Origin of the sequence: Massilia luteola, assembly GCF_034420155.1 — a bacterium.
Taxonomy (GTDB): Bacteria; Pseudomonadota; Gammaproteobacteria; order Burkholderiales; family Burkholderiaceae_D; genus Telluria; species Telluria luteola.
Window position 1 is genome coordinate 28387 of the sequence record NZ_JAXOFN010000012.1, and the last position, 12914, is coordinate 41300.

Here is a 12914-nt window from a genome sequence, read left to right on the forward strand (position 1 = left end):
TTGTATCGGGGCCAGTGGGACAGCCGGCGAGGTCTTCTTATTTGAGGTGATCCGAGATCAGCTTCGTCATTTCGAACATCGACACCTGCGCCTTGCCACCGAAGACGGCTTTCAGCTTGTCGTCGGCGTTGATCATGCGGCGGTTGGCCGCGTCCTGCAGGTTTTGCGCCTTGATGTAGTCCCAGACCTTCTTGGTGACTTCGGTGCGCGGCAGCGGTTTCGCGCCGACGACGGCAGCCAGCGGTGCGGACGGGGTCATCTCTTTCATGAAAGCGGCGTTGGGCTTGCGTGCCGCAGCCGGCTTCTTTGCTGCTGCAGTTGCTTTCGGTGCTGCTGCTTTGGCAGGAGCCGCTGCCTTCTTCGCTGCCGGCTTCGCCGCAGCAGCAGGCTTGGCAGCGGCTTTCTTGGCGGGTGCTGCGGTGGTTTTTTTGGCTGTTGCCATCTTCGAGCCTCCTAAACGGAACACATGGAAATTTACGCGTGAGCGCACCCGGCTTATATTGGTAGGGTTTTAGTGTTCGTGCAAGTCTTTTTCGAAATTTTTTCACTCTTACAAGCCCTAAATCTGCCGGTTGTGTTACCCGGGCCTCTCTAGAGTGAAAAAACAGGCGTCCCAAGCGTAAAAAAGCCGTGCGGGACGGTGGTCGCGCACGGCTTTTGGGGAGCGTCGACGATCAGCGCATGCCGGGCATCATGCCCTTCATCCCGCGCATCATCTTCATCAGGCCGCCGCCCTTGAGCTTCTTCATCATCGTGTTCATCTGGTCGTACTGCGTCAGCATGCGGTTGACTTCCTGCACCTGCACGCCGGCGCCGGCCGCGATGCGGCGCTTGCGGTTGGCCTTGATCAGTTCCGGCTTGGCGCGTTCGAGCGGCGTCATCGAATCGATGATGCCGCACATCCGGCGCACCTGCTTTTCGGCCTGATCCATGTTGGCGCCGCTGGCCGCCTGCTGGAACTGGGCCGGAAGTTTATCCATCAGGCCGGCCATGCCGCCCATCTTCTTCATCTGCGCGAGCTGGGCGCGGAAGTCGTTCATGTCGAACTTACCGCCCGACTTGATCTTGTTGGCCATGTCGGTCGCGGCCTTCATGTCCACGCCCTTGCGCGCTTCCTCGACCAGCGCGAGGATGTCGCCCATGCCCAGCACGCGGTTGGCCATGCGGGCCGGATCGAACGCTTCCAGGCCGTCCAGCTTTTCCGACACGCCGGCGAACTTGATCGGCTTGCCCGTCACGTGGCGCACGGACAGCGCCGCGCCGCCGCGCGAATCGCCGTCGAGCTTCGTCAGGATCACGCCGGTCAGCGGCAGCGCGTCGTTGAAGGCTTTCGCCGTGTTGATCGCGTCCTGGCCGACCATGGCGTCGACGACGAACAGCGTTTCGATCGGATTCACGGCCGCGTGCACGGCGGCGATTTCCTGCATCATCGCCTCGTCGATAGCGAGGCGGCCGGCGGTGTCGATGATGACGACGTCGTGGTAGTGGCGGCGCGCCCAGTCGAGCGCGTTCTTCGCGATATCGACCGGCTTGTCGCTGGCGGTGGACGGGAAGAAGTCGGCGCCGACCTGCTTCGTCACCGATTCCAGCTGCGCGATCGCGGCGGGGCGGTAGACGTCGGCGGAGACGGTCAGGACCTTTTTCTTTTTCTCTTCCTTGAGGTATTTGGCGAGCTTGCCGGTGGTGGTCGTTTTACCGACACCCTGCAGGCCGGCCATCAGGATCACGGCCGGCGGCTGCTGCGCGAACGACAGCTGCGACGCTTCCGGACCGAGGTCGGCGCCCATCAGCGCGGCCAGTTCCTTCTGCACGACGCCGACGAGGGCCTGGCCGGGGGACAGCGAGCCGATCACTTCCTCGCCCAGCGCCTTTTCCTTCACTTTGGCGATGAATTCGCGCACGGCCGGCAGCGCCACGTCGGCCTCGAGCAGGGCCAGGCGCACTTCGCGCAGCATCTCGGCGGTGTTCGTCTCGGTGAGGCGGGCCTCGCCGCGCATCGTCTTGACGACCTTGGCAAGGCGTTGGGTCAGGTTATCCAGCATGTTCTACCTTTTGTACTGATATATATAAGCGGGCGGGGCGCAGTCCGCCATTTTACCCCATGTCGGGGCGCGTTTTCCCCGGTCAAGACCCGTATTCAGCCATTCGCAAGCCGCGCAGTCAACCGATCGGGTTGATTCTTGGTAAAAGCTGCTTGTACAGTTTGACAATGTGTTGCTTCGAGTTTATTTTCCAGAGCTGCATCACGTTAGTTCATTCCAATAAAAGTTCGACCCCGATCGGAGAGACAGAATGAAAGCAATCGTGTTTCGCAAGACCCTCGTCCTCGCCGCGCTGCTGGCCGCTGGCGGCGCCCAGGCCCAGGACGTGGTCCGCCTCGGCAACCTCAAGTTCGCGCACTACGGCGCGGTCTCGTATATCAAGGAAATCGCGCCCAAGTGCGGCATCAAGGTCGAGGAACGCGTGTTCGCGAAAGGCCTGGACGTGATGCAGGCCATCATCGCGGGCGAGCTCGACGTCGGCGCGACGGCGTCCGAAGCGGCCATCTCGGGCCGCGCCAGCGGTGCGCCGATCTATGTCGTGGCCGGCTTCGCCAAAGGGGGCGTGCGCCTCGTCGCGCGGCCGGACGCCAACGTCAAGAGCGTGAAGGACCTCAAGGGCAAGAAGGTGGGCGTGACGCGCGGCGGCATCCAGGAAGTCCTGCTGATGGCCGAGCTGCAGAAGGCGGGCCTGTCCGCCGACTCCGCGCCCGGCAAGGACGTGCAGATCATCTACCTGGCTTATGCCGACCTCAACCAGGCCCTGCTGGGCAAGAACATCGATGTGATGATGCAGTCCGAGCCGCAGTCGTCGCAGGCGATCAACAAGGGATACGGCGTCGAGGTCATGAAGCCGTACGACACCCCGATCGGCGAGCCGATACGGACGATGGTCATGACCGAGAAATTCCACGACACGAAGCATGCGGTGGCCGAGAAATTCATGCGCTGCTTCGTGATGGCCACGAGCGCCTTCATCCGCGACCGCGCGCTGGCCGAGAAGTACGTGCGCGACGTCGTGTTCAAGGGCCAGATCACCAAGGACGATTTCGACGACGCGATCAGCAATTCGCCGTACACCTACGACATCACGCCGGAGCATATCCAGATCACGACGGACCTCATGGTCAAGACGGGCGTCGGGCGGATGTCCAAGCCGCCCGTGGCGAAGCAGTGGGTCAAGACGGATCTGCTGGATGAGGCCAAGAAAAGCCTGAATATCAAGTAGACCTTTGGTGGGCACGGGGTGCCCACCCGACGGCCGATTTACAGGGTGGGCGGCCCCCGCCCGCGCGGATCACGCAAGGAGCGGAGATGGCAAAACGCAGGTGGCAGGACATCGCAATCGGCCTGGTCGTGCCGGTCGTCGCGATCGCGATCTGGCAGTTGGTGGTCAGCAGGGGATGGGTCAACGAGCACGTCCTGCCGTCGCCGCTGCAGGTGTGGCGCAAGTGGGTCGCCTACCTGCTGCCGCTGCAGGACTTCGCCACCTGGCACGAGGCCAACGGCGGCGGGCGTCTCGCATGGATGGTCTCCGGCGAATTGCTCACCGACGCCGTCGGCAGCCTGTACCGCGTGTTCGTCGGCTTCCTCGTCGGCGCCGCGCTGGCGTTGCCGGTCGGCCTCGCCATGGGCGCGAGCCGCATCGCGCATGCCTGGCTGAATCCCTTGTTCCAGCTGCTGCGGCCCATTCCGCCCATCGCCTACATCCCGATGTCGATGCTGTGGTTCGGCCTCGGCAACCCGCCGGCCATCTTCCTCATCGCGCTGGGCGCTTTTTTTCCCGTGCTGATGAATACGATCGCGGGCGTGCGCCAGGTCGACGGCATCTACCTGCGCGCGGCGCGCAACCTGGGCGCCAGCGGGACGACGATGTTCCTGCGCGTGATCCTGCCGGCGGCCGTGCCGTACATTCTGACCGGCATGCGGATCGGCATCGGCACGGCGTTCATCGTCGTGATCGTGGCCGAGATGATCGCCGTGAACAACGGCCTCGGTTTCCGCATCTCGGAGGCGCGCGAGTACTTCTTGTCGGACAAGATCATCGCCGGCATGATCACGATCGGCATCCTCGGGCTGGCGATCGACGTCGGCATGAATAAACTGAACAACTACCTGCTGCGCTGGCACCGCGGCCTGGAGCACTGACATGACCGCCCCTGACGCAAGAGCCCACCTCGTCATCGCCAACGTCAGCAAAGTGTTCGACGGCGACGGCCGCAAGATGGTCGCGCTGCAGGACATCAGCCTCGAGATCCCGCACGGCCAGTTCGTCTGCCTGCTGGGGCCTTCCGGCTGCGGCAAGTCGACGCTGCTGAACGCCATCGCCGGCTTCGCGCCGCCGACGTCGGGCCGCGTGCTGGCCGACGGCGTGCCGGTCGCCGGACCCGGGCCGCAGCGGGGCATGGTGTTCCAGGAATACGCGCTGTTCCCGTGGATGACGGTGGAGCAGAACGTCGGCTTCGGCCTGGAGATCAAGGGCATGGCGCGCGCGCAGATCGCGGCGCGCGTGGCCGAACTGTTGAAACTCCTGTCGCTGGAAGACTTCGCGAAACGCTATCCGAAAGACCTGTCCGGCGGCATGCGCCAGCGCGTGGCGATCGCGCGCGTGCTGGCGCTGGATTCGCCGATCATGCTGATGGACGAGCCGTTCGGCGCGCTCGACGCCCTCACGCGGCGCAACCTGCAGGACGAGCTGCTGCGCCTGTGGGCGGAATTCAGGAAGACCGTCATCTTCGTCACGCACAGCATCGAGGAAGCGATCTACCTCGCCGACCGCATCGTCGTGATGACGTACCGGCCCGGCACCATCAAGCGCGACTTGCTCGTCGAGCTGCCGCGCCTGCGCGATCCGGCGGCGCCCGAATTCAATGCGCTCAAGCGCGAACTGGGGCTGATGGTGATGGAAGAGCAGCAGCGCCACCACGATGCCGAGATCAAGGCCGCCGCCGTCGATTGAGGCCACGTCATTTGAAACGTCGTCCTCGCGCAGGCGTGGACCCAAGTTCGTTGCGGACCACGGGCAATACCATCGCCGTTCACGCAAAATTGGGTTCCCGCCTTCGCGGGAACGACGGCATTTGGTGACCCGATTATCCCTTTGACAACCCAACCCTCCCCATCGGGATGGTGTAGACTCGCGCGTATGCAACTCACCCTATTTATCGCCGCGGCCATCCTGTACGCGGTATGCGCCCTGCTGCCGTCGCGGCAGGGCTCGGCCATTTCGGCCGTGACTTTTGTCGCCTGGGCCGTGCATGGCACGGCGCTGTGGCCGGACATCGTGACGAACGGCACGCTGCGCGTCGGCTTCGCCTTCATGCTGTCGACCGCGCTGTGGATTTCCGTCGCCGCCTACTGGATCGAAAACCGCAACTTCGCGCTGGACGGCATGCGCCGCATGGTGATGCCGTTCGCGGCCGTCGCGGCGATCCTGCCGCCGCTGTTCCCCGGCAACCTGATGCCCGTGCAGGACCAGTCGCCCGCGTTCGGCTGGCACGTGGCCGTGGCCGTGTCGGCATACAGTACGCTCACGATCGCCGCCTTCCACGCCGTGCTGATGGCGCTGCAGGAGGCGCGCCTGCACGCGAAGAACGCGAAGAAGGGCTGGCTGGGAGGCGCGATCGACCAGCTGCCGGCGCTGCTGACCATGGAGCGCCTGCTGTTCCGCATGATCGGCATCGGTTTCATCCTGCTCAGTCTCACCGTCCTGTCGGGCATCGTGTTCTCCGAACAGCTGTTCGGCCGCGCGCTGCGCTGGGACCATAAAAACGTGTTCGCGCTGCTGTCGTGGGTCCTGTTCGCCGCGCTGCTGGCCGGACGCCGCTGGCGCGGCTGGCGCGGCAAGACCGCGCTGCGCTTCACGCTGGCGGGATTCGCCACCCTGGCGCTGGCGTATGTCGGCAGCCGTTTCGTTTTTGAAGTCGTTCTGCACCGGGGGTTCGTATGACGCGACTGCTTTTCTGGATTGCGCTCGTCATCCTCGTGGTGATGGCGGTGCGCAGCAAGGTGCGCGCGGCGATGACGCGCGCGCAAGGTCCGGCCGCCGGGCCGGCACCGGGTCCCGCCGGCGGCGAGGCGAAAGCCTGGCGCCGCGTCGCGGACAAGCCGGAAGCGATGGCCTGCTGCGCCCATTGCGGCATCTATTTCCCATCGTCGGAGGCCGTGCGGGCCGATGGCCGCGATTACTGCGGCACGGCGCACGCGCGCGAGGCGCACCCGCAGGCCAGGTAAGCCGCCGCATGGCGCCCTGGCTGCCCTTTTCCGCCGAGTCGCGCTCGACGTTCTGGCGCTCGCTGCAGACGCTCACGGTCACGCGCATCGTGATCGCGCTCGTGCTGCTGCTCTACCTGTCCGTGGACGTGCGCCACGGCCGCGTGGACGGCACCTTCTATGCCGAGACGTGCATCGCCTACGTGCTGGCGGCCCTGCTGTTCGCCTTCGTCGCCCAGCGCTGGCGCCGGCGCTTCCTGTGGCAGCTGTCGGTCCAGGTGGCCGTCGACATCGTCGCGATCTCGCTGCTGTACCTGGCCGCCGGCGGCATGCGCAGCGGCCTCGCGCTGCTGTATCTGTTCCCGCTGGCCGGCGCCGCGATCCTCGCGCCGTTGCTGGTGGCCCTGTTCTCGGCCGCGCTGGCGACGCTGTTCGTGCTGGCCGAAAGCACCTGGCAGATCTTCGTGCGCGCGAACGACCAGCCGCTGACCCAGGCCGGACTCACCGGCGCCGCGTTCTTCGCGGTGGTGCTGGTGGTGAACCGGCTGGCCGCGCGGCTCATCAAGCAGGAAGAACTGGCCGTGCGCCGCGGCGCCGACCTGCGCATCCAGCAGGCTATCTACCGCATCGTCGTGGACGACGTCGCCGACGGCATCCTCGTGCTCGGACGCGACGGCACCGTCTTCGGCGGCAACCCGGCGGCGCGGCGGATGCTCGGGCTGGAGACGCAGCCGGGCGAGGAGGGCAACGCCTTCCTGCTGACCGACCTGCCGGCGCTGGAACCGGTGGCGCAGCGTTTCGCGGCCTGGGCCGGCGGCAGCGCGGACGCGCCGGCCGCGGTGAAGGGGGGCTACGTCACGATCAAGCGCTGGCACGAGACGGAGGGGCAGGTCCGCGGCCGCCTCGACCAGCCGGTGCACCTCAAGCTGCGCTTCGCGCGGGTCGACACTCCGGAGGGGGCGGACGAGCGCAGCCTCGTGTTCCTGCAGGACGTGAGCGCCATCGAAAACCAGGCGCAGCAACTCAAGCTTGCGTCGATGGGGCGGCTGACGGCGAGCATCGCGCACGAGGTGAGGAATCCGCTGTCGGCGATCGGCCATGCGACGTCGCTGCTCGCGGAAGACCTGCACGGGCCGGCCGAGGTACGCCTGCTGCGCATCGTGAACGACAACGTGGCGCGCGTGAACCGCATGGTCGAGGACATCCTGAAACTGTCGCGCAAGGTGCAGCCGAACGGCACGCCCCTGGCGCTCGACGACTTCCTGCCGGAGCTGCGCGCCGAGTTCACGGAAATGCACGGCATGGCCGGTGATATAGTGTGGGTCGGGAGTGCGCACGGCCGCAGCGTGCGTTTCGACGGCCTGCACCTGCGCGAGGTGCTCGTGAATTTGCTCGGCAACGCGATCCGTTACGCGAGCGGCAAGCCGGCCAGCATCCGCGTGTGTCCGGTGCTCGACGCCACCGGCCGCATGGAATTGCACGTGCAGGACGACGGTCCCGGCATCACGCCGGAAGTGCGCGCCCACCTGTTCGAGCCGTTCTACACGACGTCGAGCAAGGGCACCGGCCTGGGCCTGTACCTGGCGCGCGAGCTGTGCCTGAACAACGGCGCGATGCTCGACTACGAATACCGCACCGAGGACGTGGGACCCGATCCGGCCGGCGGCACGGGCGAGGCCAGCGGGCGCTTCGTGATCACCTTCGCAGCATCAATCTAAGTCACGGAAAGATAGGCATGAGCTCACCCCGCATCCTGGTGGTCGACGACGAACCCGACCTGCGCGAGCTGCTCGAGATCACCCTGCTCAAGATGGGGCTCGACGTGGACAGCGCCGCGACCGTGCGCGAAGCGCGCGCGCTGCTCGGCCAGAAAACGTATGCGCTGGTGCTGACGGACATGCGCCTGCCCGACGGCCTGGGCCTGGAACTGGTGCGCGAGGTGGCGGCCAATCACAAGAGCACGCCCATCGCCGTGATCACCGCGTACGGCAGCGCCGAGAATGCCGTCGTGGCGCTGAAGGCCGGCGCGTTCGATTACGTGTCGAAGCCGGTCGTGCTGGACGACTTGCGCGCGATGGTGCGCGCGGCGTTGAAGCTGTCCGACCCGGCGGCCGCGCCGGCAGTCAGCCAGGGTGGCGGGACGTCGCGCCTGATCGGAGCGTCGCTCGCGATGCAGGCGCTGCGCGCGCAGATCGCACGGCTGGCGCGCTCGCAGGCGCCGATCGCCATCAACGGCGAATCCGGCAGCGGCAAGGAACTGGCGGCGCGCGAGATCCACGCCCAGAGCGCGCGCGCGGGCAAACCGTTCGTCGCCGTGAACTGCGGCGCGATTCCCGAGGCGCTGATGGAGGCCGAGTTCTTCGGCTACCGCAAGGGCGCCTTCACGGGCGCGAACGATGAGCGCGATGGCTTTTTCCAGGCCGCCAACGGGGGCACGCTGATGCTCGACGAGGTGGCCGACCTGCCGCTCGCGATGCAGGTCAAGCTGCTGCGCGCGATCCAGGAGCGGCGCGTGCGCAAGATCGGCGCCACGGTCGAGGAGCCGGTGGACGTGCGCATCATCAGCGCCACGCACAAGGACCTCGCGAAATGTGTCGAGGCGGGCGCGTTCCGCCAGGACCTGTTCTACCGCCTGAACGTCATCGAACTGACCCTGCCGCCGCTGCGCGAACGCCTGGACGACCTGCCGCTGCTCGTCGACGCCATCCTCGCGCGCCTGGCCGGTCCGGGCGGCGCGCGCCTCGGTGCCGGCGTGCTCGACGCGCTGCGCGGCTATGCTTTTCCGGGCAATGTGCGCGAACTGGAAAACGTGCTGGAACGCGCGCTCGCCTTCGCCGACGATGGCGTGATCGAGGCCGGCGACCTGCTGCTGAAAGGGGCGAAGCTGGGCGATGCGGCCGTGGTGCCGCAGGGCGGTGCCGTACCCGCTTCCGATGCGCACACGCCGGCCGCGGCGCCGCAAGAGGCAAGCGTCGTTACGCAGGCACCCGCCGCGCCACCATCACCGCCGCTGGCCGCCGACGCGCTGCCGAGCAACCTGCCGGACTACCTGAGCCAGGTCGAGCGCGACATCATCCTGCGTGCGCTGAACCAGACCCAGTTCAATCGCACGCAGGCCGCCGGCCTGCTCGGCATCAGCGTCCGCCAGCTCCGTTATCAGATGCAAAAACTGGACATCCAGGCGCCCGAACCCTGACCCGGCCGTGGTCTTTTCGCCAATGCAGCAAAGCCAAACGGGCCGATTTTGCACGAATAGTAAGCAGCGCAAAACGCGCCATAAAATCAATGTTAGCGCTTACTTCGCCGTGGAGGCTTCAAGTATCGGACCTGATCGATGTCAAGAAAAAAATCTTAGTAGCAGTGCTCTTAAAACTCGCGTACATCGACTACAATTAGGTCTGTAAGGCCGTTGTCTACTACATCTAGTGGTCAACGGCCTTAATGCCGAACAGGCTGAGTAGGGGCGCAACTGCGTTTTCTCAACATTGTTGCTCCTATTTTTTGTCGGCGAAAAGTTATCTAGTTGCCAATTTTTATGTATTGGCAGCTGTCCCTGGATCCTCTCCGAGGGGTCCATATCTACCAAATTCGAGAAGGCGCTGGCAGTTCGTAACGCCATGCTGGGAGGCTCAATGCAAACATCTTCGGACATTTCCATCAATCCGCACGTCGCAGCAGAAACGGCGGCCGGCAAGAGCGCGGCCGAGTTGGTCGCGAACAGCGACTACCGCATCATCCGCCGCAACGGCGCCGTGGTGCCGTTCGCGCCGAACAAGATCGCCGTCGCGGTGACCAAGGCCTTCCTCGCCGTGAACGGCGAACAGGGTCGCGAGTCGGCGCGCATCCGCGAACTGGTCGAGCAGCTGACGAACAACGTGGTCGCGGCGCTCGTGCGCCGCCAGCCGAACGGCGGTACCTTCCACATCGAGGATGTGCAGGACCAGGTGGAATTGTCCCTGATGCGTTCGGGCGAGCATGACGTCGCGCGCGAATACGTGCTGTACCGCGCCAAGCGCATGGAAGAGCGCCGCGCCGCCAAGGAAGCGGCGGGCACCACGCAGATCGCCACCCCGCAGTTCACCGTCGTCGACGCCGGCGTGCGCCGTCCGCTGGACATGAACGAAGTCGCGGCGCTGATCAATGCGGCCTGCGCCGGCCTGGAAAAGCACGTCGACGCCGACGCCATCCTGGCCGAGACGGTCAAGAACCTGTACGACGGCGTGCCGGTCGAGGAACTGCACAAGTCCGCGATCCTGGCCGCGCGCGCGCTGATGGAAAAAGACCCGGCGTACAGCCAGGTCACCGCGCGCATCCTGCTGCACACGATCCGCAAGGAAGTCTTCGGCAAGGAAGTGCCGCAGGCCGGCGCCGCCGCGGAATACATCACCTATTTCCCGCAATACGTCGCCAAGGGCATAGCCGCCGAGCTGCTGGACGAGGAGCTGGGCAAGTTCGACCTGCAGAAACTGGCGAAGGCGATCGTCGCCGACCGCGACCTGCAATTCGGCTATATCGGCCTGCAGACCCTGTACGACCGCTACTTCCTGCACATCCGCGACACCCGCATCGAGATGCCGCAGGCGTTCTACATGCGCGTCGCGATGGGCCTGGCCCTGCGCGAAGAAAACCGTGAAGCGCGCGCGATCGAGTTCTACAACCTGCTGTCGACGTTCGACTTCATGAGCTCGACCCCGACGCTGTTCAACTCGGGCACGCGCCGCTCGCAGCTGTCGTCGTGCTACCTCACCACCGTCGCCGACGACCTGGAAGGCATCTACGACGCCATCAAGGAAAACGCGCTGCTGTCGAAATTCGCCGGCGGCCTGGGTAACGACTGGACCCCGGTGCGCGCGCTGGGCTCGCGCATCAAGGGCACGAACGGCAAGTCGCAGGGCGTCGTGCCGTTCCTGAAGGTCGCGAACGACACCGCCGTCGCCGTCAACCAGGGCGGCAAGCGCAAGGGCGCCGTCTGCGCCTACCTGGAAACCTGGCACCTGGACATCGAGGAATTCCTCGACCTGCGCAAGAACACGGGCGACGACCGCCGCCGCACGCACGACATGAACACGGCGAACTGGATTCCCGACCTGTTCATGAAGCGCGTGATGGAAAAGGGCGAGTGGACCCTGCTGTCGCCGTCGGAAGCGCCGGACCTGCACGACAAGGTCGGCCGCGCGTTCGAGGAAGCCTACGTGAAGTACGAAGAGAAGGCCGCCCGCGGCGAGCTGACCGTGCACAAGAAGGTGCAGGCGCTCGACCTGTGGCGCAAGATGCTGTCGATGCTGTTCGAAACGGGCCACCCGTGGATCACGTTCAAGGATCCGTGCAACATCCGCTCGCCGCAGCAGCACGTGGGCGTCGTGCACTCGTCGAACCTGTGCACCGAGATCACGCTGAACACGAACGCCGACGAAATCGCCGTCTGCAACCTGGGCTCCGTGAACCTGCCGGCCCACATGAAGGGCGACGGCCTGGACGTGGTCAAACTGCAGAAGACCATCCGCACGGCGATGCGCATGCTCGACAACGTCATCGACATCAACTACTACGCCGTCGACAAGGCGCGCAATTCGAACCTGCGCCATCGTCCGGTCGGCCTGGGCATCATGGGTTACCAGGACTGCCTGCACATGATGCGCGTGCCGTTCGCATCGGAAAAGGCCGTCAAGTTCGCCGACAGCTCGATGGAAGCCGTCTGCTACTACGCCTACCTGGCGTCGACCGAGCTGGCCGAGGAACGCGGCCGCTACCAGTCGTACGAAGGTTCGCTGTGGGACCGCGGCATCCTGCCGCAGGACTCGATCAAGCTGCTGGCCGAAGAGCGCGGCGGCTACCTCGAGCAGGACGCATCCGAGTCGATGGACTGGAACATCGTCCGTAACCGCATCAAGCAGTTCGGCATGCGCAACTCGAACTGCGTGGCGATCGCGCCGACCGCGACCATCTCGAACATCATCGGCGTCTCGGCCTGCATCGAGCCGACGTTCCAGAACCTGTACGTGAAGTCGAACCTGTCGGGTGAATTCACCGAGATCAACGGCTACCTGGTGCGCGACCTGAAGGCGCGCGGCCTGTGGGACGAGGTCATGATCAACGACCTGAAATACTTCGACGGCTCGCTGTCGCGCATCGACCGCGTGCCGCAGGACCTGCGCGACATCTACGCCACCGCGTTCGAAGTCGAGCCGAAGTGGCTGGTGGAAGCCGCATCGCGCCGCCAGAAGTGGATCGACCAGGCCCAGTCGCTGAACATCTACATGGGCGGCGCCTCGGGCAAGAAGCTGGACGAGACCTATAAACTGGCCTGGCTGCGCGGCCTGAAGACGACCTATTACCTGCGCACGATCGCCGCGACGCACATGGAGAAGTCGACCACCCGTACCGGCGCGCTGAACGCCGTGGCGGTCGATGGCGGGCTGTCCGCAGCGGGTGCAGCAGCGGCGGCACCGGCGGCCGCGCCGGCCGCGAGCGCACCGGACGTCGTCGACGGCGCCGCGTGCTACCTGCGTCCGGGCGATGCGGGTTTTGATGAGTGCGAAGCCTGCCAGTAATTTTGACCCGTCGTTCCCGCCCTCGCCGGGCGCTTGGCGGGAATCCAAGTTTGTGTGCAGTACGCTAGCGTAAATTGGGTCCCCGCCTGTGCGGGGACGACGTTTTTGAGTA

10 protein-coding genes are annotated in these 12914 nt (G+C 65.4%); 8 read left to right on the forward strand and 2 right to left on the reverse strand.

Annotated elements, in window-relative coordinates:
- Positions 1 to 37 precede the first annotated feature (37 nt).
- Both U9J41_RS13910 and ffh read right to left on the reverse strand, forming a co-directional pair.
- Positions 38 to 442, reverse strand: coding sequence for an SWIB/MDM2 domain-containing protein (locus U9J41_RS13910; protein WP_075793316.1), 405 nt, complete (start codon positions 440 to 442; stop codon positions 38 to 40).
- Between the two features lie 232 nt (positions 443 to 674).
- Positions 675 to 2042 carry a signal recognition particle protein gene (gene ffh, locus U9J41_RS13915; RefSeq protein ID WP_322402795.1) on the reverse strand — a complete coding sequence of 456 codons (1368 nt, stop codon included), beginning with the start codon at positions 2040 to 2042 and terminating at the stop codon, positions 675 to 677.
- A gap of 250 nt (positions 2043 to 2292) precedes the next feature.
- Here ffh and U9J41_RS13920 point away from each other — a divergent pair, with 250 nt between their 5' ends.
- The 8 genes from U9J41_RS13920 (at position 2293) to U9J41_RS13955 (ending at position 12802) form a co-directional block, all read left to right on the forward strand.
- Positions 2293 to 3267, forward strand: a complete 975-nt coding sequence (locus U9J41_RS13920) for an ABC transporter substrate-binding protein (RefSeq protein ID WP_322402796.1) — start codon at positions 2293 to 2295, stop codon at positions 3265 to 3267.
- An 86-nt stretch (positions 3268 to 3353) separates the two neighbouring features.
- The gene (locus tag U9J41_RS13925) at positions 3354 to 4187 is read left to right on the forward strand and encodes an ABC transporter permease (RefSeq protein WP_322402797.1); all 834 of its coding nucleotides are present in this window, start codon (positions 3354 to 3356) and stop codon (positions 4185 to 4187) included.
- A 1-nt stretch (position 4188) separates the two neighbouring features.
- A complete protein-coding gene (locus tag U9J41_RS13930; protein ID WP_322402798.1) occupies positions 4189 to 4998 on the forward strand; it encodes an ABC transporter ATP-binding protein in 810 nt (269 codons plus the stop codon).
- Between the two features lie 186 nt (positions 4999 to 5184).
- A complete protein-coding gene (locus U9J41_RS13935) occupies positions 5185 to 5988 on the forward strand; it encodes a cytochrome C assembly family protein (protein ID WP_322402799.1) in 804 nt (267 codons plus the stop codon).
- Positions 5985 to 6272 carry a PP0621 family protein gene (locus U9J41_RS13940; RefSeq protein ID WP_322402800.1) on the forward strand — a complete coding sequence of 96 codons (288 nt, stop codon included), beginning with the start codon at positions 5985 to 5987 and terminating at the stop codon, positions 6270 to 6272. The genes U9J41_RS13935 and U9J41_RS13940 overlap by 4 nt, the downstream gene beginning before the upstream one ends.
- 8 nt (positions 6273 to 6280) lie before the next feature.
- Entirely contained in the window at positions 6281 to 7969 is a 1689-nt protein-coding gene (locus U9J41_RS13945; protein ID WP_322402801.1) for a sensor histidine kinase, read from the forward strand.
- A 17-nt stretch (positions 7970 to 7986) separates the two neighbouring features.
- Positions 7987 to 9447 carry a sigma-54-dependent transcriptional regulator gene (locus tag U9J41_RS13950; protein WP_322402802.1) on the forward strand — a complete coding sequence of 487 codons (1461 nt, stop codon included), beginning with the start codon at positions 7987 to 7989 and terminating at the stop codon, positions 9445 to 9447.
- A 436-nt stretch (positions 9448 to 9883) separates the two neighbouring features.
- Positions 9884 to 12802 (forward strand): ribonucleoside-diphosphate reductase subunit alpha, encoded by a 2919-nt coding sequence (locus U9J41_RS13955; protein WP_322402803.1) that lies wholly within the window; start codon positions 9884 to 9886, stop codon positions 12800 to 12802.
- Positions 12803 to 12914 lie beyond the last annotated feature (112 nt).